Genomic DNA, 23,873 nt, shown 5'->3' on the forward strand with positions numbered 1-23,873 from the left:
GAGACTCAGCCCAGGGTTTCGCCGGCCAGCATGAACCAGGTCTCGAGCACGGCGTCGGGATTGAGCGATACCGAGTCGATGCCTTGCTCCATCAACCACTTGGCGAGGTCCGGGTGGTCCGAGGGCCCCTGGCCGCAGATGCCGATGTACTTGCCCTGGGCCTTGCAGGCCTGGATGGCCATGGCGAGCAGCTTCTTGACCGCCGGATTCCGCTCATCGAAGAGGTGGGCGACGATGCCCGAGTCGCGGTCCAGCCCCAGGGTGAGCTGGGTGAGGTCGTTGGAGCCGATGGAGAAGCCGTCGAAGTGCTCGAGGAACTCGTCGGCCAGCAGCGCATTGGCCGGCAGCTCGCACATCATGATCACCTTGAGGCCCTCGGGGTCAGCAGAACCGCCGCGGACCAGGCCATTGTCGGCCAGCAGCCCCACCACCTGACGGGCCTCGTCGGGGGTGCGCACGAAGGGCACCATGATCTCGACGTTGGTCAATCCCATCTCCTCGCGGACCCGCTTGAGCGCCCGGCACTCCAGTTCGAAGCAGGCGCGGAAGGCGTCGGAGATGTAGCGCGAGGCACCGCGGAAGCCAAGCATCGGGTTCTCTTCGCCCGGCTCATAGAGCTTGCCGCCGATCAGGTTCTCGTACTCGTTGGACTTGAAGTCCGACAGGCGCACGATCACCCGCTCCGGATAGAAGGCCGCGGCCAGGGTGGAGATGCCCTCGACCAGCTTCTCGACGTAGAAGTCCACGGGGCTGGCGTAGCCGGCGATGCGCAGGTCGATGGTCTGCTGCAGCTCCTCGGGCAGGGTGTCGTACTCGAGCAGTGCCTTGGGGTGCACACCGATCATGCGGTTGATGATGAACTCCAGGCGCGCCAGGCCGACGCCGGCATTGGGCAGCCCGGCGAAGCCGAAGGCGCGGTCGGGGTTGCCGACGTTCATCATGATCTTGAAGGGGATGTCGGGCATGGCATCGACGCTGGTCACGCGGCGGTCGAAGTCCAGCAGGCCCTCGTAGACGTGGCCGGTGTCGCCCTCGGCGCAGGAGACGGTGACATCGCGGCCGTCGGCGAGCACCTCGGTGGCGTCGCCACAGCCGACCACGGCGGGAATCCCCAGCTCACGGGCGATGATCGCCGCATGGCAGGTACGCCCACCGCGGTTGGTGACGATGGCCGAGGCCCGCTTCATGATCGGCTCCCAGTCGGGGTCGGTCATGTCGGTGACCAGCACGTCGCCGGTGTTGACCTTCTCCATGTCGTCCGGCGAGAAGACGACCTTGACCGCCCCACTGCCGATGCGCTGGCCGATGGCGCGGCCGCTGACCAGATTGCGCCCCTTCTCCTTGAGCTGGAAGCGCTCCAGCTTGCCCCCCTCCTGCTGGGAGACCACGGTCTCGGGACGCGCCTGGACGATGTAGAGTTCACCGTCGTCGCCGTCCAGGGCCCACTCGATGTCCATGGGGCGCTGGTAGTGCTGCTCGATGGTCACCGCCTGGCGGGCCAGGGCCATCACCTGCGCGTCGTCGATGCAGAAGCGGCCACGCTCCTTGAGCGGCACGTCCACGGTCTGAACCGACTTGCCGGCACTGGCCTCCTGACCGTAGATCATCTTGATCAGCTTGGAGCCCAGGTTGCGGCGCAGCACCGCCGGGCGGCCGGCGGCCAGGGTCGGCTTGTGCACGTAGAACTCATCGGGGTTCACCGCGCCCTGCACCACCGTCTCGCCGAGCCCCCAGGAGGCGGTGACGAACACCGCGTCGCGGTAGCCGGACTCGGTATCCAGGGTGAACATCACGCCGGACGCGCCGGTCTCGGAGCGCACCATCTTCTGCACGCCGGCGGAGAGCGCCACGTTCTCGTGGGCATAGCCGCGATGGACCCGGTAGGAGATGGCGCGGTCGTTGAACAGCGAGGCAAACACCTCGTGCACGGCACGCTTGATGTTGTCGAAGCCCTCGATGTTGAGGAAGGTCTCCTGCTGGCCGGCGAAGGAGGCATCGGGCAGGTCCTCGGCGGTGGCCGAGGAGCGCACCGCCGCCTTGAGATTGGGGTGCTGGGCGAGCAGCGTGTCGTAGGCGCTGCGCAGGTGCTGCTCGAAGGCCGGCGGCAGGGGGGTGTCGATCACCCACTGGCGGATCTGGGCGCCGACCCGGGCCAACTCGGCGACGTCGTCCACGTCCAGGGTGGCCAGTGCCTGGTTGATACGCTCGTTGAGGCCCTCGTGGGAGAGAAATTCGCGGTAGGCGTGGGCGGTAGTGGCAAAGCCACCGGGCACGGTGACACCGGCACCGGCCAGGTTGGAGATCATCTCGCCGAGAGAGGCGTTCTTGCCGCCTACGCGCTCGACATCGTCCATGCCCAGTTCATCGAACCACAGAATATAATCGTCCACGGGACCCCCTTGACTTGCAATCGCAGATCGCCATGCCGGCAGGCATGACGGGATGCTGGCGACTCTACCAAGCGAAGGCCATATTCGCCATTGGTCTAACAGCGAAGTCACTGGAGGATTTTTACAACACCGCCCACTTTCCGAGCGATTCTGTAGTCTGCTGCAAAAATCACGTGGGCAATGTAGGGATATCGCAGTTACCGACAGGATGATAGTGAAAGGCGCCGGGGATAGGACGGAGAGGGGGTCCGAGGACCAGGGATGGCCGAGGTAGCCTACAAGGAAGTACTCGTAGCGCCCCCTCGACGGCCTTTCGCCGGAATAGCCTTGAGCGGTGCTGCTATCTACGATATCCCTGAGGGGCGATGGAGCGGCTTGTCGTGGAAGGCATGGAGGCCGACAATGAGGCTTTTATCGACCAAGCGAATCCACCATGACCCGTACCGCCTTCTTTATCTCCGACGGCACCGGCATCACCGCCGAGAGCCTGGGCCGCAGCCTGCTGGCGCAGTTCGAGAATATCGAGATCCGCATGCTCACCAAGCCCTATATCGACACCCTCGAGAAGGCACACGAGCTGGTGGAGATCATCAACGGCGTGGCGGTGCGCGATGGCGAGCCGCCGATCATCATCGACACCATCGTCGACGGCAATATCCGCCAGATCATCAGCGATTCCGACGGCTTCAATATCGATATCTTCTCGACCTTCCTCGAGCCCCTGGAGCAGGAGCTCAAGACCCACTCCAGCTACACCGTGGGACGCACCCACTCCATCGGCAAGGATGAGGCCTATATGGACCGCATCCAGTCGGTGCACTTTGCGCTGGACAACGACGATGGCGCCCGTACCCACCAGTACGACAAGGCCGACGTGATCCTGATCGGCGTCTCGCGCTGCGGCAAGACCCCTACCTCGCTCTACCTGGCGCTGCAGTTTGGCATCCGTGCGGCCAACTATCCGCTCACCGAGGATGACCTCGACGAGGATGGCACCCTCAAGCTGCCCAAGGTGCTGGCACCCCACCATCACAAGCTGTTCGGCTTGACCATCGACGCCAGGCGGCTGGCGGCCATACGCCACGAGCGCCGCCCCAACAGCCGCTACAGCTCCATGGACCAGTGCGTTCAGGAAGTCAGCCAGGCCGAAGGGCTCTACCGCCAGTTGCATATTCCCTTCATCGACACCACCCGCTTCTCGGTGGAGGAGATCTCCACCCGGATGATCGCCGAGATGGGGCTGACCCGGAGGTTTTCGCCGCGGTAAGCGCCGAGCGCCAAGCTGCAAGCTGCAAGCTGCAAGCCCGATACGGTGCTCTCGGCACCGTAATAGACAAGGGGTTACTTGTAGCTTGACCCTTGTAGCTTGTGGCTCAAGCTACCTGACCACCCCTGCCTTTCTGAGCCTGGCGATATCCTCCGCCGTGAGCCCCATCTCGGCGAGCAGCGCATCGCTGTCCTGGCCCAACCGCGGCGGCGCCAGCTCGCTGGTGGCGGAGGTGCCGTCGAAACGCAGCGGGTTGGCCACCTGGGGCACCTCGAGCTCACCACGCTTCAGGACACGCCGCATCCCGCGATGCTGCACCTGGGGGTCGGCGAAGGCCTCGCTGACGCTGTTGATGGGTCCGGCGGGGATGCCGCGGGCCTCCAGCTCGACGAGCCACTCGTCGCGGGACCGGGTGACCAGAATCGCCTGGATCAATGTCACCAGCACCTCGCGATTGCCGACCCGGGCGGCATTGGTGGCGTAGGCGGGATCTTGCGCCCACTCGGGGTGGCCGAGCAGTGCGGCGAAGCGGGCGAACTGGGCATCGTTGCCCACCGTGAGCACCAGGTGGCCGTCGGCACAGGCGAAGGCCTGGTAGGGGACGATGTTGGGGTGGGCGTTGCCATGGCGCTCCGGGTCCCGGCCGCTGACCAGGGTGTTAAGCGCCTGGTTGGCCAGGGTGGCCACCTGGACGTCGAGCAGTGCCACGTCCACATGGCAACCCACGCCGGTGCGGCTCCGCTCCTGCAGGGCCGCCAGCACGCCCACGGTGGCGTAGAGGCCGGTCATCACGTCGGTGATCGCCACGCCCGTCTTCATGGGCATGGCGTCGGCCTCGCCGGTCAGGCTCATCAGCCCGCCCATGGCCTGGATCATGAAGTCGTAGCCGGCACGATGGGCGTAGGGACCATCCTGGCCGAAACCGGTGATGGAGCAGCCGATAAGGCGCGGATTCTCGGCGTGCAGGCTGGCGTAGTCGAGACCGTACCTGGCCAAGCCACCGACCTTGAAGTTCTCCACCAGGATATCGGACTCGGCGGCCAACCGGCGCACCAGCGCCTGCCCCTCTGCGGTGGCGATATCCACGGCCAGGGAGTGCTTGCCACGGTTGGCACAGAGGTAGTAGGCGGCGACCTTCTCCCGCTCGCTCTGCTTGTTCTCAAGGTCGTCTGCCAGCCACGGCGGCCCCCAGCCGCGGGTGTCGTCGCCGCGGCTGGGGTGCTCGATCTTGATCACCCGGGCGCCCAGGTCGGCGAGCAGCTGGCCCGCCCAGGGGCCGGCCAACACCCGCGACATGTCGAGCACCTTGATGCCTTCCAGCGGTCCGCTCATCTCGAGCTCCTTGCTCACTCGGCGCTGATCCGGCAACCAGCCTGCGGGGAGGCGCTGTGAATACCTCCCTGTACGCTACCGACGCCCTGCGGCGCTCTCGCATCCTGCGCCGCTTGCAGGGCCGGTGCGGGCCATCCTTGGCCCGCCCGTTCGGAGCAGTGCTCCTCACCCTTGGCGTAGGACCTCCCCTTCGGCTGGTTCCCGGCGCTCCTCGTTATCGTCATTCGTCGTCGTTGTGCAGCATCAGCCGGTAAAGGCCTGCAGGCCGGTCTGGCAGCGACCCAGGATCAGGGCGTGGACGTCGTGGGTGCCCTCGTAGGTGTTGACCGCCTCGAGGTTCATGACATGGCGAATCACGTGGTACTCGTCGCTGATGCCATTGCCACCGTGCATGTCGCGGGCAACGCGGGCGATGTCCAGCGCCTTGCCACAGTTGTTGCGCTTGATCAGTGAGATCGCCTCGGGCACCAGTTGGCCATCGTCGATCATCCGGCCGACGCGCAGCGCCGCCTGCAGGCCCAGGGTGATCTCGGTCTGCATGTCGGCGAGCTTCTTCTGGATCAACTGGTTGGCGGCCAGCGGGCGGCCGAACTGCTTGCGCTCCAGGGTGTAGTCACGGCCGGCGTGCCAGCATGCCTCGGCGGCGCCCATGGCCCCCCAGGCGATGCCGTAGCGGGCGCGGTTGAGGCAGGAGAAAGGCCCCTTGAGCCCCTTGACGTGGGGCAGGCGCTGCTCGTCGGAGACCTCCACGTCCTGCATGGCAATCTGGCCAGTGATGGAGGCGCGCAGGCTGAACTTGCCCTCGATCTTGGGCGCGCTGAGGCCCTTCATGCCCTTCTCGAGGATGAAGCCGTTGATCACTCCCTCATCGTCCTTGGCCCACACCACGAAGACATCGGCAATGGGGGAGTTGGTGATCCAGGTCTTGGTGCCGTTGAGGCGCCAGCCATCCTGGGTACGGGTGGCACGGGTGGCCATGCCGCCGGGATCGGAGCCGTGGTCGGGCTCGGTAAGGCCGAAGCAGCCCACCCACTCGCCGCTGGCCAGCTTGGGCAGATACTTCTCGCGCTGCTCATCGCTGCCGAAGGCATGGATGGGGTACATCACCAGGCTCGACTGCACGCTCATGGCGCTGCGATAGCCGGAGTCGACACGCTCCACCTCACGGGCGATCAGGCCGTAGCTGACGTAGTTGAGGCCGGCACAGCCATAGCCGTCGATGGTGGCACCGAGCAGCCCCAGCTCGCCCATCTCGCGCATGATCTCGCGATCGAAGATCTCGTGGCGGTTAGCCTCCAGCACCCGCGGCAACAGCTTCTCCTGGCAGTAGTCGCGGGCGGTCTGGTGGACCATGCGCTCCTCTTCGGAGAGCTGGTCGACGAGGCGGAAGGGGTCGTCCCAGGTGACGGGGGTGATCTGGCTCATGGCGGGCTCCTGTGGGATAGTAGCGCTATAATGTCTACATTTTTTTCAAATGTAGACCATAACCACCTCCCTGCCAAGCCTCGATGAAAAAAAATCGCCCCTCAGCGGCCAGGGAGGTAACGGGAGAGCACCACCCGGATCTGCCACCAGGCGACCAGGGCCATCAGCAGGTTGGCGGCGAGCATGCCGGCGAAGATGCCGGTGGTGCCGGCCAGCCATCCCCCCAGCCAGGCCAGGGGAACGCTGAGCACGAACAGCCGTACCACCGAGAGGCGCATGGCGCGGGCCGGGCGATGCAGGGCATTGCATGCCGATACCGCCAGGATCACCACCCCCTGCCCCCCCAGCCCCAGAGGCACCAGCCACAGGAAGTGACGCAGCACCTCCCCCACCGCCTCTCGCTCGGCGTAGCCCGCCACCAGCCAGGGGGCGAGGCCCTGCAGCAGGCCCCACACCAGCAGTTGCCAGGCCAGCACGAACAGGAAACAGCCGAAGATGGCACGGCGCACCCGGTCATACTGGCCGGCGCCGGCGTTCTGGCTGATCAGTGGCGAGAGGGTCATGGAGAGCCCCAGCACGGCGATCTGGGCGAACGCCTCGATGCGGGTACCCACACCAAAGCCGGCCACGGCAGCATGGCCGTGGCCGGCGACGATCCGCGTCAACAGGCCCATGGCCAGCGGCGTGAAGACGCTGGTCAGGGCCGCCGGGCCGGCGATACGCCCCAGCTCCTGCCACGACTCGAGGAGTCCCCGCCGGGTCAGGCCAGCGAAGTCGAAGAGGCCGCGCAGCTCTCGCTGGAAGATCAGGGTCAGCGCCATCAGGCCCCAGCTCAGCACCGTGGCCAGTGCCGCCCCGGAAACCCCCATGGCGGGTATCGGCCCCACCCCGAAGATCAACCCCCAGTCCAGCACCACATTGACCAGGGCAGCCAACCCCATCATCAGCCCCGAGGTGACGGTATTGCCGTGAGCACGCAGCAGGCTGTTGAGCACCCGGGGCACGATCATCGCCGCGGCGCCGAAGTACCAGACGCCCATGTAGTCACGAATATGCGGCATCAGGGTGTCGTCGGCCCCGAGCAGCCGGAACAGCGGCTCGAGGGTAGCCAGGCCCAGCAACGTCATCACGAGGCCAACCACCAGGCTCAACAGGGCGGCATCGGTGGCGCGCCGGCGCACCCCCGCCACCTCGCCGCGCCCCAGGCGTCGCCCGACCACCGCCGAGGTGCCGATGCCCAGCCCGATCGCCAGGCTGATCACGGTGAAGACCACCGGAAAGGTGAACGACACCGCCGCCAGGGGCTCGGTGCCCAGCCGCGAGATGAACCAGGTATCCACCAGGTTGAAACTCAGCATGGCGATCATTCCAGCGATCACCGGCAGGGTCTTGCGCAGCAGGGTGGCGGCGATGGGGCCTTCCAGCCATTCGCGGCGGGCGGGACGCGTCGGCGCGGCGGGGTTGGATGCGCTCATGGGGGCCTACTTGGTGTCGATATATCGATGATCGTTGAAGGTCGCCACCCAGTGCGGGTGATAGACAAGCAGTATGCTCATCAACATGCCGGTAATGAACGCCTCGGAGGGCATCAGCAGCGGCAGGAAGCGGGCATACTCCAGGGCCTGGTAGAGAGCGTGGGCATCGCTGGCGCCGAGCAGCATCAGCCCCACCGCGGAAAGCCCCGCCGCCAGCGAGGAGAGTGCGGCACCGAAGAAGCCACAGACGAACAGGAACACCATCAGGTTATCGGGCAGGAAGCGATCCACCAGCCGCCAGATGATCACCATGGTCAGCGCCGGCATGACCCCGGTGACCAGCAGGTTGACCCCCAGCAGCGGCCAGGCGACCCGGCCCGTCACCACCATCGCCAGGTTGATCAGCAGCAGTGAGAGCAGCGCCAGGGGCGCCTTGAACACCAGCACCAGCAGCGCGGTGAACATCAAGTGGAGGGTCAGCCAGTCCACCGCCTGGGCGCGCAGCTGCCACATCAGCAGCACCGCCACGCTGGCGGCCAGCCAACGATGCTGAAGCCCGCTATCGGCCAGCAGCACCCGCCAGGGGCGCTGCAACAGGGCCAGGGCCAGCACGCCAAGGGCCACCAGCGAGGCGCTGACCAGCAGCCAGGGGGCCAGCACAACATCGGCAAAGGACATCGTCGCCTCCCGTCCTCAGGCAAACACCACGGTCTTGTTGCCGTGGATCAGCACGCGATCCTCGAGGTGCCAACGCAGTCCCCGCGCCAGCACCGACTTCTCGACATCACGGCCGAAGCGCACCAGGTCATCGGGGGTATGGCAGTGGCTGACCCGGTGGATGTCCTGCTCGATGATCGGCCCGGCGTCGAGCTCGGCGGTAACGTAGTGACAGGTGGCACCGATCAGCTTGACCCCTCGCTCGTGGGCCTGGTGGTAGGGCTTGGCACCGGCGAAGCTGGGCAGGAAGCTGTGGTGGATGTTGATCACCCGCCCGGCGTAGCGCTCGCACAGTGCCGGCGGCAGGATCTGCATGTAGCGCGCCAGCACGATGCAATCTGCACGGGCCTCGGCGACCCGGCGCTCCACCTCGTCGAAAGCCGCCTGCTTGCCCTCGGCCGGGACCGGCACATGGTGATAGGGAATCCCATGCCACTCCGCCAGGCCGCGCATCGCCTCGTGGTTGGAGATCACCGCGGCGATCTCGCAATCGAGCTCGCCGGCGGTCCAGCGGTAGAGCAGGTCCACCAGGCAGTGGGACTCCTTCGAGACCATCAGCACCACCCGCGGCCGACTTCGGGTATCGGTCAGCGCCCAGGTCATGTCGAGCTCCGTGGCGACCGGCGCGAAGGCCTCGCGAAGCGCCTCGGGCGGCATGTCGATGGAGTCGGCCAGGATCTCGTAGCGCATGAAGAAGCGCCCCGTCTCGAGGTCGGAGTGCTGGCTCGCCTCGGTGATCGAGCCGCCGTGCCCGGCGATGAAGCCGGAGACGCGGGAGACGATCCCCACGCGGTCTGGACAGGAAACCACCAGGCGGTAGTAATGTGACATGAAAGGCTCCAGGCTGGGCATTACGGGCGCGACAGTGTAGCGAAAAGCGTAGATTCCGACACGCCCTGGCGTCCTGCCCTTGTGAGGAGAGCCGTTCGGCGGCATTACCACTCAATAACTAAACGCTATTGGAAATTAATATCTTTATTTTCTAAATTTAAATCTTTGCAGCGCTGCCAGTCTCCTGAACCCTCGTGATTCCAGCCACCATCCGGGAGCATGTCATGTTCAAGCATATTACCCTCGCCACCCTGGCCGCTGGCCTGGTAACCGCCGCCGGCCTCGCCCAGGCCAACGATGACACCATCAAGGTCGGCATGTCCGGCGGCTACTTCCCCTTCACCTTCGTCGAGCAGGACAAGCTCCAGGGCTTCGAGGTGGATGTGCTCACGGCGGTGGCCGAGGAGATGGGCGTGGAGGTCGAGTTCGTCACGGCGAACTTCTCGGGGCTGTTCGGCATGCTCGAGTCGGGTCGCATCGACACCATCGCCAACCAGATCACCATCACCGAGGAGCGAACCGCCAAGTATCTCTTCACCGAGCCCTACGTCTATGACGGCGCCCAGGTCGTGATCAGGGAGGGCAACGAGGCGATCCACTCCGTCGAGGATCTCAAGGGCAAGACCGTCGCCGTCAACCTCGGTTCCAACTATGAGCAGCTGCTCAACGAACTGCCCTATGCCGACGAGATCGAGATCCGCACCTATGAGAGCAACATCGAGCAAGACACCGCCCTGGGGCGCGTCGATGCCTTCGTGATGGATCGCGTCAGCGCCAGCCAGGTGATCAAGGAGAAGCCGCTGCCCCTGGCACTGGCCGGCCAGCCGTTCTCCGAGATCAAGAATGCCCTGCCGTTCCGTAACAGCGATGAGGACCGCGCCCTGCGTGATCGGGTCGACGCCGCGCTTTCCCGCCTGCGCGAGTCCGGCGCGCTCACGGCCATCTCGGAAGAGTGGTTCGGCACCGACATCACCCGCCCCTGAGGCGCTGAGGCGCTGTCATGTCCGTGCTCGATGTCGACTACATGCTGGGGCTGGTCCCTGTCCTGCTGCGCTACCTGCCGCTGACCCTGCAGATGGCCACCGTGGGCATGCTGCTGGCCCTGATACTGGCCTGTGGCCTCGCCGTGATCCGCGTCCTGCAGATCCCGGGCCTGAACGCCGCCACCCTGCTGTTCATCTCCTTCTTTCGCGGCACGCCGCTGCTGGTGCAGCTGTTCCTGTTCTACTACGGCCTGCCCCAGCTACTGGCCTTCCTGACCCAGATCAACGGCGTGACCGCGACCATCATGGGCCTGACCCTGCACTTCTCGGCCTACATGGCGGAGTCCATCCGCGCCGCCATCGTCGGGGTCGATCGCAGCCAGACCGAGGCGGCGCTCTCCATCGGCATGACCAACGGCCAGCTGATGCGCCGCATCGTGCTACCCCAGGCCACCCGGGTCGCGGTGCCCACGCTGATGAACTACTTCATCGACATGATCAAGGCGACCTCGCTGGCCTTCACCCTGGGGGTCACCGAGCTGATGGGCGCCACCCAGAAGGAAGCCGCCGGCAGTTTCCTCTACTTCGAGGCGTTCATCACCGTGGCGCTCTTCTACTGGGGGATCGTCGAGCTGCTGGCCTGGCTCCAGCGGCGCCTGGAAGCCCGGCTCAACGAGGCATACCGCCGATGATCAAGGTGCAGGGGCTCATCAAGCGCTTCGCTGGGGTCGCGGTGCTCGACGGCATCGACCTGGCCATCGAGCAGGGCGAGATCATCGTGGTCATCGGCCCCTCCGGGACCGGCAAGTCGACGCTGCTGCGCTGCCCCAACTTCCTCGAGCGACCGGACGCCGGCCGGCTGACCATCGGCGATCTCGATGTCGATGTCACCCGGGCCAGCCGGACCGATATCCTGACGGCACGACGGCGAACCGCCTTCGTGTTTCAAAACTACGCGCTGTTCGCCAACAAGACGGCGCTTCAGAACATCGCCGAGGGGCTGATCGTGGTCAATCGCTGGCCCAAGGCGCGCGCCCATGCACGCGCCCGGGAGATCCTCGAGCGTATCGGCCTTTCCGACAAGGCCGACGCCTACCCTGCCTCCCTGTCGGGTGGACAGCAGCAGCGGGTCGGCATCGGCCGCGCCATGGCGGCCCAGGCCGAGGTGATCCTCTTCGACGAGCCGACCTCCTCGCTGGATCCCGAGTGGGTCGAGGAGGTCCTGGGCCTGATGAAGCAGCTCGCGCGGGAGCGCCAGACCATGCTGGTGGTCACCCATGAGATGAGCTTCGCCCGGGACGTAGCGGACCGGGTGATCTTCATGGAGGGCGGACGCATCGTCGAGCAGGGCCCCCCCGACCAGCTCTTCGGCTCGCCGCAGGATCCCCGCACCCGAGACTTCCTGCGCAAGGTACTCGCCACCCAAGTGGCGCTGCAAGAGTAGAGCTGAAAGAGTAGAAATGCCCTCGATGCCTGGGCCCGCGTTGTGGCCTCCGGCGGCCTTCCCGTATAGTGACACCGCCATGTACCAGGAAGCCCCCTCCGCGATGCCCAAGCCCCGAGTCCAGATCCGTCCACGCCGCCGCCCCCCCTTGCGCTTCCTACCGCTGGGCGGCTGCGGCGAGATCGGCATGAACCTCAGCCTCTATGGCTATGGTGACGAGGGTCAGGAGGGTGCCTGGATCGCGGTGGACTGCGGCATGATGATCCGCCAGGACCTGCCGGACTCGCCCCTGCAGGTACCCAACCTGGCTACCCTGGAGGCGCTGGACATCGTGCCGCAGGCACTGGTCATCACCCATGGCCACGAGGATCATATCGGCGCCGCCGCCTGGCTGTGGCCGAAATGGGGCTGCCCCATCCATGCCACCCCGCTGGCCGCCGGCCTGCTGCGTGCCAAGTTCGGTGAACGCGGGCTCACCACCGACGCCATCCACGTGATCGAGCCCGGCGAGGCGATGGAGACCGGACCCTTCACCCTGCGTTTCCTGCCGGTGACCCACTCCATCCCCGAGAGCTGTTCGCTGCTGATCTCCGCCGGCGAGCACCGCGTGCTGCATACCGGTGACTGGAAGCTGGACCCCGACCCGCTGCTTGGCACCCCGATCTCACCGACCACCTTCCGTGCCATCGCCCCGGTGGACCTGGTGGTGGGCGACTCCACGAATGCCCCGCTGCCCGGCGACTCGCGCAGCGAAGGCGAGGTCGCCAAAGCCCTGGAGCACACCATCGCCCGCTGCGAGGGCCGGGTGGTGGTCTCCTGCTTCGCCAGCAACCTGGCCCGGGTGCTGGCCATCGGCCGTGCGGCCGAACGCTGCGGCCGGCGAGTCAGCCTGATGGGGCGCTCCATGGAGCGCATGGTGGCGGTGGCTCGGGGCCTGGGCTACCTGGACGACTTCCCCCCCCTGGTGCCCAGCAACGACCTCGGCTACCTGCCCCCGGAGGAGGTGCTGGTGATCGCCACCGGCAGCCAGGGGGAGCCGCGCGCCGCGCTGCAACGGCTGGCCCGGGGGCGGCACCGCTCGCTGGAGCTGGGCCCCGGCGACAGCGTGATCTTCTCGGCCAAGGCCATTCCCGGCAACGAACTGCTGATCGAGCGCCTGAAGCGGGGGCTGCGCCACCTGGGCATCGAGATCCTCGACGAGTTCAACCATCCCGAACTGCATGCCTCCGGCCACCCGGCCCAGGACGAGTTGCGCACCCTCTACGGCTGGGTGCGGCCCCGCTACCTGCTGCCGGTGCATGGCGAGCCGCGCCACCAGCAGGCCCACCGCGAGATCGCCGAGGAACTCGGCATCCAGGCACCGCTCTCGCCCTTGAACGGTGACATGATCCGCTTCGATGCCGACGGCCTGACCCTCGAGGGCCGCCATCTCCAGCCCCCCTGCATCGTCAGCCAGAACGCCGTGGCTCCCCTTCCCGGGCTGGGCGGCCACCGCGCTGAAAGCAGCCGCCATGGCAGCCTCTACCTGGCGCTGTCGGTGGCGGCCACCGAGCAGGGTGGCTGGACCCGTATCGGGCGGCTGATGCTCGACGCCGGCGAGGTGCAGGCCTTCGACGAGACCGACTTCTGCGACTGGCTCGATGACGTCCTGGAGTCGCTACGCGCCGACACCCTGGCCGATCTGCGCCTGGCCCTGCAGCCGAGACTGATCGGCTGGTTCGCCGATCACCTGCGCCGCCTTCCCGAGATTCACCTCCAGATCCTTGCCATGGAAGCCCCTGCCACCAGCCACTCGGGATAGGACATCAGGCCGGAAGACCTGCGCCCGGCCATGACTCAAACAGTGAAAAAGCCGCTCATCGAGAGCGGCTTTTTTCGTCCTGCTGACACTGCCCGGGGCCCTACCCCTTGCTGGCGTTCTTTGGCGGACGTCCACGCTTGCGACGCGGCGGCTCCACCACCAGATCATCCACGGAAAGACCCGCCTCGGTGATGGCCTCTAGGATCTCGGAACGCTTGCGATCCTTCTCGGCCTCCTCCTCCTGACGCTGCTGCTGCTCGTTCTTCTTCTGCTCGATGGCCTCCTCGATGACTTCGGCGAGCTTGTGCAACTGCTCCATACTAAGCTGACGTGCCGCGGCGCGTGCCACGTTCTTGTTGCGAGCGATGCGCTCCAGGGTTTCGCTGGACATCAGTCCCTCCTGAGCAGGGTGTGCGAGACGGGTGACATGTGATTACGTTATAAAAAGTATATGCAATGGCCACTGCTTGGCAAGAAAAGTCGCTAGAAATTCTGCCGTGAAGCAAATGAGAAAATCCGCCATACGCAGGGCGTTAGTATCATGCAAAAGCGGCGCCTGGGGGCACCGCTGATGGTAGGGCAAGAAGCGAGATAGCCATGCAGTAGCGTCTCAGCCACCGGTCATATTCATGAAGCGAACCACCTGGACATCGCCGTCGGTGGTGAAGTGATGGCGCTCGGGCTTGATCGGCATGGCGGCGACGATGGCATGCTTGAGGGCATCGATATCGCCCGGGTGTGAGCGCATCACGCGACGCAGGTCCACGGAGTGCTCATTGCCGAGGCAGAGCAGCAAGCGCCCCTCGACGGTCACGCGAACCCGGTTGCAGGTGGCGCAGAAGTTGTGGCTATGCGGCGAGATGAAGCCGATGCGGGATTCACTGTCGGCCATCCGGAAGTAGCGCGACGGCCCCAGGGTCGACTCGGTCGTGGGCGTCAACGGATAACGGCTCTCGATGATCTCCTGCACCTCATCGCTGGAACAGAAGGTCTCCGCCCTGCTGTGGTCGGAGACGTCTCCCAGCGGCATCTCCTCGATGAAGCTGATATCGAGGCCCTCGTTGCGGGCAAACTCAACCAGGTCGAGAACCTCGTCATCATTGCGCCCCTTGAGGATCACCGCATTGAGCTTGATGCGCTCGAAGCCCACCTCCCGGGCAACGCGAATACCGTCGATGACCCGGCCGAGATCCCCGGTGCGAGTCAATTGACGGAAGCGCTGCGGATCGAGCGAATCGAGGCTGATATTGAGGCGCTTGAGCCCCGCATCACGCAGCCGAGACGCATATTTGGGCAGGCTCGCCCCATTGGTGGTCATGGCGAAATCCCTGAGCCCGGGGAGAACACCGATCTGCTCGACCAGGGAGTCGATATCGCGCCTGACCAGTGGCTCGCCGCCGGTCAGGCGCACCTTCTCCACGCCCAGTTCGACGAAGGCTCGGGCCACCATCGCCAGCTCCTCCAGGGTGAGAACCTGGGCCCTCGGCAGGAAGGTCATCTCCTCGCTCATGCAGTAGACACAGCGAAAATCGCAGCGATCGGTGACCGAGATACGCACATAGCTGACGCGGCGTCCGAAGTCATCGATTAGTTCGCGTGGCAGGGTCGTCATGGGTCTTCTCCCGTTTCAAGCTTGCCAGCGGCGGGCATCGGAATGATCGGAATGCCGCTCCGATACCCAGTAGTCGGCATCGCTGGTGTGCTCCTTCTTCCAGAAGGGGGCGCGCGTCTTGAGGTAGTCCATGATGAAATCGCAGGCCTCGAAGGCGGCACGTCGATGGGCGCTGGCCACCACTACCAACACGATAGGGTCTCCCGGTGCCAGCCGTCCAACCCGGTGGATCACACTGACCGCATCCAGCGGCCAGCGCTCCCGTGCCTCCTCGACGATGGCGTCCAGCGCAGACTCGGTCATCCCCGGGTAGTGCTCCAGGGTCAGGGCCGTCACCTCGGGGCGCTCGTTGAAGTCACGCACCAGGCCGGTGAAGCTGACCACAGCCCCGATATCGGTGCGCCCTGCCAGCAGGGCCTGCTGCTCGGCACCGGCATCGAAAGGTGCCTGTTGCACTCGAATCATGGCTCAGCCTCCCGTCACCGGTGGGAAGAAGGCGACCTCATCCTCGTCGGTCACCGGGGTGGCGTCACTGGCCATCACCTGGTTGACGGCACACAGCACGCGGCCTTCATCGAGTCGCGAGAAGCGGGGGTCGCGTGCCTTGAGGGCCGCCTTGAGGCCGGACACGTCGGAGCGCTCCAGGCTGTCCAGGGGCACCACGACCTCACCCACGCCCAGGCGCTCGCGCAGCTCGGCCAAGCACTTGACGCGGATACAGGGGGAGTCGATGTCACAGCGGTTGCCGAGGCTGACCTCGCCGGCCAGCCCCTCGCCGGTAACGATGGGGACGGGCCGTGGCTCGCCGGCCTCGCGGCGATAGTCGCCGGAACGGCCGCCACTCTTGGTCTCGAGCCGGATGGCACCGATCTCCATCGACTTGTCCACCGCCTTGCACATGTCGTAGAGGGTCAGGCAGGCCACCGACACCGCGGTGAGCGCCTCCATCTCGACGCCGGTGCGGCCATTGAGGCGACAGGTGGCGGTGACCTCGACGCAGCTCTCGGCCTCGTCGAGGTAGAAGTCGACCTCCACCTTCGAGAGCGCCAGGGCGTGACACAGCGGGATCAACTCGTGGGTGCGCTTGGCCGCCTGGATGCCAGCGATGCGTGCCGTGGCCAGCACGTCGCCCTTGGGCAACCCGCCCTCGGCGAGCAGCGCCAGCGTCTCGGGACGCATGTGGATGCGTCCGGAGGCCACCGCCTCGCGGCGGCTCTCCGGCTTGTCGGCAACATCGACCATATGGGCCTCGCCGCGTGCATTGAGATGGGTCAGAGACATCGATCGGCACCTCATGGAAGTCGGAACAGGGGTTGAATGGTGACGCTCTCGCCCGCCTCCACCCCGGCGCGGGCGTCGTCGATCTCGATCAGGCAGTTGGCATGCACCATGGAGGAGAGGATGCCGGAGCCCTGGGCGCCACTCCCGCGCACCACCAGGCGGCCTGCGGCGTCGCTTGCGTAGATGCCGCGCAGGTAGTCCACGCGCCCCTGCCGGCTCCGCAGCGGCTGCTCGGCCACCGCCGTCAATCGCTGCGGCCAGTCGCCCTCGCGACCCTGCAGCCGGGCCAGCAACGGTGCGGCGAACTGCAGGAAGGTCACCATGCTGGCCACCGGGTTGCCCGGCAGTCCCAGGAAGGGCACGCCACGCGTGCCCAGGCGGCCACAGGCCAGCGGTCGGCCGGGGCGAATGGCGATCTTCCAGAACCCCAGCTCGCCCTGCTCGAGAAGCGCGGCCCGGGTATGGTCGGCGTCGCCCACCGAGACACCGCCGCTGGAGAGCACCAGGTCGGCTTCGGCGGCGGCACGCGCCAGGCCAGCGGCGATGGCATCGCGGCGATCGGGCAGTATCCCCAGGTCGAGCACCTCACCGCCGTGCTCCTCCACCAGCGCCATCAGCGCGAAGCGGTTAGCGTCATAGATCCCGGCAGCGGAGAGCGCCTCACCCGGCGCAGTGACCTCGTCGCCGGTGGAAAAGAGCGCCACCCGGGGGCGACGCACCACCCTGGCCTCGGCAAACCCGAGGGAGGCGATCAGCCCCAGCTCGGCGGCGCCCACGCGGGTACCGGCGACAAGCGCCACCGCACCCCGCGGAATGTCCTCGCCGGCCTGACGCACGTTCTGGCCGCGCTGGACGCGTTCGGGACGCTCGACCCGAACGCGGACCTCGCCATGGGCGCCCGCCTCGCTGACCAGCTGCTCACGCATGATGACGGTATCGGCACCGTGTGGCAGCGGCGCGCCGGTGGTGATCCCCGCGCACTCGCCAGCGGCCAGGGAGCGCTCGGCGCCTTGGCCGGCGAAGATCTCCGCCACCCGCAGGAAGCCATCGGCGGGCAACACCTCGGGCCAGGCCAGGGCCACGCCGTCCATGGCGGCATTGGTGTTCTGGGGTACGTCGATGGGAGCGAGGAGCGGCGCGGCCAACACCCGGCCACGCAGTGAGCACAGCGCCACCCTCTCTACGGGCAGCGGCCCATCGACCAGCGCCAGCACCGCGGCGCGCGCCTCCTCCACGGCAAGCATGCGCTCCCCCAGCTCGAAACAGGAGAGGCTCATGACCGCACCCCCTCCCCCACCGGCCGCGGATGGCGCTGGTTCGGCCAGCGCGCCGGCCAGGCGGCGATCCAGTCGCTCAGGGCCTGCAGGTCATTGAGGTCCAGGCGCTCGACCCCGTCGGGCAGCGACAGGGGGGCGTCCGTGGCCACGGCACGCACCCAGGGGTCCTCGGCCACCCGCAGGGGCTTGCCCAGCGCCGGGCGATGCAGCTCCAGCTTGGGCAGAGGCCAGGCCTTGAAACCCTCCACCAGCACCAGGTCGGGACGCTGGGGCGCCACCATGGCGAGCAGCGCCGACAGGTCGGCCTCTGCCTGGTCCGGAGTCTCCATCATCAGCGCCAGCCGCGTCCGGGAGGCGACCAGCATGGAACTGGCACCGGCCTGGCGCAGGCGGTGGCTATCCTTGCCAGGCTGGTCGACATCGAAAGTGTGGTGGGCATGCTTGATCACCGCCACACGCAGCCCTCTCTCGCGCAGGCGCGGCAGCAGGGCCTCGAGAAGCGTGGTCTTGCCGGTACCGCTCCAGGCGGCGATGCCCAGCAACGGCAGGTGCTTCTCCAGGAGCAGGTCGTCCACGGGTGCTTTCATCGCTTGGCGGGCTCCTTGGCCAACGCCTGCTCCAGGCGGCGCTTCTCGTCCTGGGTATTGAGGTTGGCAAAGGCCTCCTCCCCCTCGCCGAAGTCCACCCGTACCCAGGCGTGGCGGGCGTACCAGCGGTCGATCTTGCGCTCGCCCTCGGCCAGGGCAGTCGCCAGGTCATCGGCCAGCGCGGTGCGGATCAGCGCCACTACCGGGTGCAGGCGCTGACCATCACCGGCCACGGCAATATCGGCTTCACCAATCCCGGCCACCAGGCACGCCACCAGATCATCGGGCAGCGCCGGCGTATCGCAGGGCACCACCAGCAGCCAGGGTGTGCGGGCCGCCCGCAGACCGCTGTAGATGCCCATCAGCGGGCCCTGGTAACCCGTCTCGGCGTCCTCGATGACGCGGTCGGCGAACTCGCCGTAGGCGGCGAGGCTACGGTTGGCGTTGACCAGCAGCTCGGCTACCTTGCCCTCCAGTCGCTCGCGCACATGGGCCAGCAGCGGACGGCCGGCGAAAGGTACCAGCCCCTTGTCGACGCCGCCCATGCGGCGTCCCTGGCCGCCGGCCAGGATCAATCCGGTGAGGTCGTGTTGCGGAATCATCGAAGGCCTCCATCTCATCCTCTCATGATGCCTGAGCCGAACGCCGGGTGCCACGCCGAAGCGCCTCGCAAGTCATTGTCCTGACGGGCATCAAGTCGTCGCCAGCGAATGGCTCCTGGTATTGCAGACGATGCTTACCGGGGCCGCCATGAGCCGCTATCATATGTGCAGTTTTCTTGACAGGATGCCCCATGCAAGCGGAAAGCGGATTCGACGTGGGCGGCCGGCTGCGCCAGTTGCGCCTGGCCCGCAGCCTCTCCCAGCGTGAGCTGGCCAAGCGCGCCGGCGTGACCAACAGCACCATCTCGCTGATCGAGCAGAACAGCGTCAGCCCCTCGGTGAGCTCCCTGAAGAAGATCCTCGACGCCCTGCCGGTATCGATCAGCGCCTTCTTCGCCGGCGACGAGCTCAGCGCGCCCAAGACCTTCTACCGCGCCGGAGAGCTCACCGAGATCGGCGATGGCCGCCTGTCGTTTCGGCTGGTCGCGGCACGGCGTCCCGAGCGGCACATGTCGATCATCCACGAACGCTACCCGCCGGGGGCGGATACCGGCGAGGAGATGCTCGAGCATGCGGGCGAGGAAGGCGGGGTGGTAGTGGCCGGCGAGATCGAGATCACCGTCAACGGCGAGAGCGAGGTGCTCGGGGCGGGTGACGCCTACTACTTCGACTCCCGCCTGCCACACCGTTTCCGCAACCCGGGCGAGGAGACCTGCGTGATTGTCAGCGCCAATACCCCGCCCGGCTTCTCGGATGGCGGCCAGGAGTTGCACCACGCCTGAGCCGGCGATCTCAGGCGGGCTCCTCCGTCGGGCGCCGCCGGGGGCTGTCCAGGATGCGCCGCAGCACGAGCCAGGCGGCGACGCCGGCCATCAGGTTGCCGATGGCGGCACCGACGGCCAGGCCGAAGAACCCACCCAGCCAGGCACCCAGCGCCAGGCAGGGCAGATAGAAGATGAACAGCCGCGCCCCCGACATCAGCATGGCGCGCAGCGGCCAGCCCAGGGCGTTGCCCGCCGAGACCACGATCATGCACACCCCGAGTGCCGCGTAGCTCGGCAACAGGAAACGGATCAGCAGCGCCAGGTCGTCGCGCACCTCGGGGTTGCCGGATAGCGCCAGCGCCACCCACGGGGCGGCGACGGCCATCACCAGGCCCAGCACCAGCTGCCAGGCGACGATGACGCGCAGTGCCAGGCGCATCAGGCGGTGTATCTGGGACCAGTCCCCGGCGCCATAGCAGCGCCCAAGCCAAGGGGGCAACGACATGGTCATGGCCAACACCACCATCAGCGACAGGGTCTCCAGGCGACTGGCCAGGCCCCAGGCGGCCACCTGGGCCTCGCCCAGGTTCGCCACCACGGCAATCGCGAGCATCGCCGCCAGCGGCGGCATCAGCTGGCTGACCATGGCCGGCCCGGCGATGCCGGCGAAGGGGCGCGCCGAGGCGCGCAACTCCTCGGCGAGCCCCTCCCGCGCCAGCCAATCGGTCTCGCCGATGCGCCGGCCCAGCACCGCCAGCCCCACGCCAAAGGCGATCACCGTGGCCCAGGCGGCGCCGGGCAGCCCCAGCCCCTCCCAAGGCCCCAACCCGAAGATCAGCAACGGGTCGAGCAGCAGGTTCACCAGGCTGGTCACCACCATCACGGTGCCCGGCAAACGGGTGTTGCCATGGGCACGGAAGAGGCTGTAGCCGAAGTAGAGGATCGCCCCCAGCCAGGCGGCCAGCAGTTGGGGCGCCCAGTAACCACGGATCAGTGTGAGAGTCAGCGCATCGGCGCCCAGTCCGGTGAAGATCGACGTCTGCAGGGCCCACAGGCCAATGGCCAGCAAGCCGATGACCGCGGCTCCCAGCAGCACCACCAGGCTCCCCAGGCGGCGTGCCCGGGCGGTCTCGCCGGCACCCAGCGAGCGGGAGATCAGCGCGGCGATGGCCATTCCCATGCCCACCTGCACGCCGATGATCAGGAAGCTCAGCGGGAAGGTGAAGGACTGGGCGGCCAGTGGCGAGGTCCCCAGGCGCGCGATGAAGGCGCTGTCCACCAGTTGGAAGCCGAGCAGCGCCAGCGCGCCGATGGCCATCGGCCAGGTCTGGCGCCACAGGGTCACGCCGAGGGGCGCACGGTCGTCTCTGGCTTGGGTCACAATCACTCCGCGGCGTGGGCAGGGCCGGCTATTCTAGCCGTCCAGACAAATGCGAGCACCCCCGGCGTACCGGGGGTGCTCGCGGGACTCGGGCCAAGACCCGGGAGGGTCACCCCTTACTGGCGGATGCCCTCGAAGGTGACGTAGAGCTCCAGCTCACGCATCGCCTCGGGGTATGCGCTCATGTCGATGCCGTAATCGGCGAGTTCCAGGGTGGTGCTGCCCTCGAAGCCGGCACGGTAGTTGCCCCAGGGATCCTCGCCCTCGCCCAGCAGGGTGACCGGCATCTCGATCTGTTGGGTCTCGCCATGCAGGGTCAGGTCGCCGCTCAGCACGCCTTCGCCCTCACCGGTCGGCTCGAAGCCGGTGGAGCTGAAGGTCGCGGTGGGGTACTCGCCGGCGTCCAGGAAGTCATCGCCGAGGAAGTGCTTGTCGCGCTCGGCGTGGTTGCTGTTGAGGCTCGCGACCTGCACCTCCAGCTCGGCGCTGGACGCCTCGAGGTTCTCGGGATCGTAGTGGAAGCTGCCATCAAACTCCTCGAAGCTGCCGAGGATGTAGGAGAAACCAAGATGGTTGATCTTGAACTGCACGAAGGCGTGCTGGTTGTCGATGTCGATGGCGTAGTCGGCGGCCTGAGCCTGGCTGACACCCGCCAGGGCGGTGGCGCCCAGGGCGGCGACGCTGGCAATCTTCTTGAACATTGGCGTTATCTCCTGTTGGTACAAGTGGATACAAGGTAGTGCCGGGGAAACATGTCACCGAAGCGGGCAGCCGGTCAGCGCCGGGGCGACCGCGGATCGATCATCCGCATGAGCACGGGGTGCCGATCGATGAACTGGTGCTTGAGGGCCGCAGCGGCGTGACCCGCGGCCAGGATCATCAGGACCAGAGCGGCATACCAGTGCACCGCACCGGCCACGCTGGCCTGGTTGGGCAGGTCGCTGATCAGCGCCGGCACCGTGAAGGCGTCGAAGACCACGACACCCTTGCCGCTGGCCGTGGAGATCAGGTAGCCACTGACCAGCACCACCAGCATCAGCAGGTAGAGGGCGAGATGGCCGAGATGAGCCGCGAGGCGCTCCAGGCGCCGCCCCAGGGCCCGCGGGGTGGGGTTGGCCAGCCGCCAGGCGAGCCTGGCCAGGGTGGCGAACAGCACCAGCATGCCCAGCGAACGATGCCACCAGGGCCCCAGGTTGTACCAGCGGTCATAGTAGCCCAGTCCGGTCATCCACCAGCCCAGGATGAAGAGACCGATGATCGCGACCGCCAGGACCCAGTGCAGCAGGATGCTGACGAGCCCCCAGCCATCGTTGGTATTACGCCACATGGTCCCTCCCGCTCCGTTCTCGATCTTTCGCGATGCAGGACAGCCTACCCGAGTCGACCGTTCGGGTCCGCTGAATAATGCCGAATGCTGCGTTCGTAAAAACCGCTGGTTGAGGGCTCCGAGATCCGTTCATGAGCGCCCACGCCGCCACCCGCGACACGACTCAGAGCAGGGCGTCGAGGCCTCGGGCGAGGTCGCCACGGATATCGTCGAGGGCCTCGAGGCCCACCGCCACGCGAATCAACCCCTCACCGATTCCGGCCGCCGCCTTCTGGGCGTCGGAGAGGCGCCCATGGGTGGTAGTCGCAGGGTGCGTGATGGTGCTTTTCACATCCCCCAGGTTGCCGGTAATGGAGAGCAGTCGGGTGGCGTCGATCACCGACCAGGCCGCCGCGCGGGTGCCTTCGGCCCCAGTGCCCTTCACTTCAAAACCCAGCACCGCTCCGAAGCCACGCTGCTGACGGGCCGCCAGGGCGTGCTGCGGATGACTCACAAGGCCGCTGTAGTGCACTCGGGCCACCGCGGGGTGTGCCTCGAGCCACTCGGCCAGGGCCTGGGCGTTCGCACAATGGGCACGCATGCGCAGCTCGAGGGTCTCGAGGCCCTTGGTGAAGACCCAGGCATTGAACGGGCTCAGGCAGGGGCCGCAGGTACGCACCACCCCGAACACCTCCTCGAGCTCGCGGTCGCGCCCCACCACGGCACCGCCGATCGCCCTGCCCTGGCCATCCAGGTACTTGGTGGCGGAGTGAATCACCAGATCGGCCCCCAGGGCCAGCGGGCGCTGCAGCGCCGGGGTCAGGAAGCAGTTGTCGATGGCCAGCAGGGCCCCATGACGATGGGCGATCTCCGCCAGCGCTGCGATATCCACCACCTCGGAGAGCGGGTTCGAGGGCGTCTCGGCGAACAGCAGCTTCGTCGCCGGGGTCATCGCCGCCTCCCAGGCCGCGAGGTCCGAGAGCTCCACATAGCGGGTGGTGATCCCCAGCTTGCCCAGGTACTTGTCGAACAGGCTCACCGTGGAGCCGAACAACGAGCGCGAGGCGACGATCTCGTCACCGGCCGAGAGCAGCGCCAGCGCCGTGGAGAGGATCGCCGCCATGCCCGAACTGGTGGCCACGCAGCGCTCGCCACCCTCCAGTGCCGCCAGGCGCTGCTCGAAGGTGCGCACCGTGGGGTTGGTGAAGCGCGAATAGATGTTGCCCGGCTCCTCTCCGGAGAACTTGCGCGCCGCCTCGGCGGCGCTGGCATAGACGAAGCTGGACGTGGGAAAGATCGGCTCACCATGCTCCTGCTCATGGGTACGATCGTGCCCGGCACGGATCGCTAGGGTCTCGAGCGCCCACTCCGGTGCGAATGTCTGATCCTGCTGCATGG

23 protein-coding genes are annotated in these 23,873 nt (G+C 66.8%); 6 read left to right on the forward strand and 17 right to left on the reverse strand.

Features of this window, described 5'->3' with window-relative positions; translation table 11 throughout:
* Positions 1–5: 5 nt before the first annotated feature.
* Entirely contained in the window at positions 6–2,390 is a 2,385-nt protein-coding gene (gene ppsA, locus NFH66_RS10130) for a phosphoenolpyruvate synthase (RefSeq protein WP_349610190.1), read from the reverse strand.
* 433 nt (positions 2,391–2,823) lie between these two features.
* On the opposite strand from ppsA, the gene ppsR reads away from it, so the two are divergent.
* Positions 2,824–3,657, forward strand: coding sequence for a posphoenolpyruvate synthetase regulatory kinase/phosphorylase PpsR (gene ppsR / locus NFH66_RS10135; protein WP_349610191.1), 834 nt, complete (start codon positions 2,824–2,826; stop codon positions 3,655–3,657).
* Between the two features lie 111 nt (positions 3,658–3,768).
* Here ppsR and NFH66_RS10140 read toward each other — a convergent pair whose 3' ends face one another.
* From NFH66_RS10140 to purU, 5 genes are all read right to left on the reverse strand, one after another.
* Positions 3,769–4,989 (reverse strand): CaiB/BaiF CoA transferase family protein, encoded by a 1,221-nt coding sequence (locus NFH66_RS10140; RefSeq protein ID WP_349610192.1) that lies wholly within the window; start codon positions 4,987–4,989, stop codon positions 3,769–3,771.
* Positions 4,990–5,232: 243 nt separating this feature from the next.
* Positions 5,233–6,414, reverse strand: a complete 1,182-nt coding sequence (locus tag NFH66_RS10145) for an acyl-CoA dehydrogenase (protein WP_349610193.1) — start codon at positions 6,412–6,414, stop codon at positions 5,233–5,235.
* A 101-nt stretch (positions 6,415–6,515) separates the two neighbouring features.
* The gene (locus tag NFH66_RS10150; protein WP_349610194.1) at positions 6,516–7,889 is read right to left on the reverse strand and encodes an MATE family efflux transporter; all 1,374 of its coding nucleotides are present in this window, start codon (positions 7,887–7,889) and stop codon (positions 6,516–6,518) included.
* A 6-nt stretch (positions 7,890–7,895) separates the two neighbouring features.
* Positions 7,896–8,567: an energy-coupling factor ABC transporter permease gene (locus tag NFH66_RS10155; protein ID WP_349610195.1), complete on the reverse strand. Its 672-nt coding sequence runs from the start codon at positions 8,565–8,567 to the stop codon at positions 7,896–7,898.
* Between the two features lie 15 nt (positions 8,568–8,582).
* Positions 8,583–9,437: a formyltetrahydrofolate deformylase gene (purU, locus tag NFH66_RS10160; RefSeq protein ID WP_349610196.1), complete on the reverse strand. Its 855-nt coding sequence runs from the start codon at positions 9,435–9,437 to the stop codon at positions 8,583–8,585.
* A gap of 224 nt (positions 9,438–9,661) precedes the next feature.
* On the opposite strand from purU, the gene NFH66_RS10165 reads away from it, so the two are divergent.
* From NFH66_RS10165 to NFH66_RS10180, 4 genes are all read left to right on the forward strand, one after another.
* On the forward strand, positions 9,662–10,420 hold the full coding sequence (locus NFH66_RS10165; protein ID WP_349610197.1) for an amino acid ABC transporter substrate-binding protein: 759 nt from the start codon (positions 9,662–9,664) through the stop codon (positions 10,418–10,420).
* 17 nt (positions 10,421–10,437) lie between these two features.
* Positions 10,438–11,112 carry an amino acid ABC transporter permease gene (locus NFH66_RS10170; RefSeq protein ID WP_349610198.1) on the forward strand — a complete coding sequence of 225 codons (675 nt, stop codon included), beginning with the start codon at positions 10,438–10,440 and terminating at the stop codon, positions 11,110–11,112.
* Positions 11,109–11,864: an amino acid ABC transporter ATP-binding protein gene (locus NFH66_RS10175; protein WP_349610199.1), complete on the forward strand. Its 756-nt coding sequence runs from the start codon at positions 11,109–11,111 to the stop codon at positions 11,862–11,864. Before NFH66_RS10170 ends, NFH66_RS10175 begins: the two co-directional genes overlap by 4 nt.
* 187 nt (positions 11,865–12,051) lie before the next feature.
* Positions 12,052–13,665: a ribonuclease J gene (locus tag NFH66_RS10180; protein ID WP_349611704.1), complete on the forward strand. Its 1,614-nt coding sequence runs from the start codon at positions 12,052–12,054 to the stop codon at positions 13,663–13,665.
* Positions 13,666–13,765: 100 nt separating this feature from the next.
* On the opposite strand, the gene NFH66_RS10185 is transcribed toward NFH66_RS10180, so the two are convergent.
* The 7 genes from NFH66_RS10185 to mobA form a co-directional block, all read right to left on the reverse strand.
* Complete coding sequence (locus tag NFH66_RS10185) at positions 13,766–14,056, reverse strand: H-NS family histone-like protein (RefSeq protein WP_349610200.1); 291 nt, start codon at positions 14,054–14,056, stop codon at positions 13,766–13,768.
* Between the two features lie 219 nt (positions 14,057–14,275).
* Positions 14,276–15,268, reverse strand: coding sequence for a GTP 3',8-cyclase MoaA (gene moaA / locus NFH66_RS10190; protein ID WP_349611705.1), 993 nt, complete (start codon positions 15,266–15,268; stop codon positions 14,276–14,278).
* 24 nt (positions 15,269–15,292) lie between these two features.
* On the reverse strand, positions 15,293–15,742 hold the full coding sequence (gene moaE, locus NFH66_RS10195) for a molybdopterin synthase catalytic subunit MoaE (protein WP_349610201.1): 450 nt from the start codon (positions 15,740–15,742) through the stop codon (positions 15,293–15,295).
* Between the two features lie 3 nt (positions 15,743–15,745).
* Complete coding sequence (gene moaC / locus NFH66_RS10200) at positions 15,746–16,558, reverse strand: cyclic pyranopterin monophosphate synthase MoaC (protein ID WP_349610202.1); 813 nt, start codon at positions 16,556–16,558, stop codon at positions 15,746–15,748.
* Positions 16,559–16,569: 11 nt separating this feature from the next.
* On the reverse strand, positions 16,570–17,835 hold the full coding sequence (gene moeA, locus NFH66_RS10205) for a molybdopterin molybdotransferase MoeA (RefSeq protein WP_349610203.1): 1,266 nt from the start codon (positions 17,833–17,835) through the stop codon (positions 16,570–16,572).
* Entirely contained in the window at positions 17,832–18,422 is a 591-nt protein-coding gene (gene mobB / locus NFH66_RS10210; protein ID WP_349610204.1) for a molybdopterin-guanine dinucleotide biosynthesis protein B, read from the reverse strand. The genes moeA and mobB overlap by 4 nt, the downstream gene beginning before the upstream one ends.
* Positions 18,419–19,024, reverse strand: coding sequence for a molybdenum cofactor guanylyltransferase MobA (mobA, locus tag NFH66_RS10215; protein WP_349610205.1), 606 nt, complete (start codon positions 19,022–19,024; stop codon positions 18,419–18,421). The genes mobB and mobA overlap by 4 nt, the downstream gene beginning before the upstream one ends.
* A 191-nt stretch (positions 19,025–19,215) precedes the next feature.
* Between mobA and NFH66_RS10220 the strand changes: the two genes are divergently transcribed.
* On the forward strand, positions 19,216–19,806 hold the full coding sequence (locus NFH66_RS10220) for a cupin domain-containing protein (protein ID WP_349610206.1): 591 nt from the start codon (positions 19,216–19,218) through the stop codon (positions 19,804–19,806).
* A gap of 10 nt (positions 19,807–19,816) precedes the next feature.
* Here NFH66_RS10220 and NFH66_RS10225 read toward each other — a convergent pair whose 3' ends face one another.
* From NFH66_RS10225 to NFH66_RS10240, 4 genes are all read right to left on the reverse strand, one after another.
* Positions 19,817–21,106, reverse strand: coding sequence for an MATE family efflux transporter (locus NFH66_RS10225; RefSeq protein WP_349611707.1), 1,290 nt, complete (start codon positions 21,104–21,106; stop codon positions 19,817–19,819).
* 179 nt (positions 21,107–21,285) lie between these two features.
* On the reverse strand, positions 21,286–21,870 hold the full coding sequence (locus NFH66_RS10230) for a YceI family protein (RefSeq protein WP_349610207.1): 585 nt from the start codon (positions 21,868–21,870) through the stop codon (positions 21,286–21,288).
* A 74-nt stretch (positions 21,871–21,944) separates the two neighbouring features.
* Complete coding sequence (locus NFH66_RS10235) at positions 21,945–22,496, reverse strand: cytochrome b (protein WP_349610208.1); 552 nt, start codon at positions 22,494–22,496, stop codon at positions 21,945–21,947.
* Between the two features lie 163 nt (positions 22,497–22,659).
* Positions 22,660–23,871, reverse strand: a complete 1,212-nt coding sequence (locus NFH66_RS10240) for an O-succinylhomoserine sulfhydrylase (RefSeq protein ID WP_349610209.1) — start codon at positions 23,869–23,871, stop codon at positions 22,660–22,662.
* Positions 23,872–23,873: the final 2 nt, after the last annotated feature.

This window comes from Halomonas sp. H10-9-1, assembly GCF_040147005.1.
Classification (GTDB): Bacteria; Pseudomonadota; Gammaproteobacteria; order Pseudomonadales; family Halomonadaceae; genus Halomonas.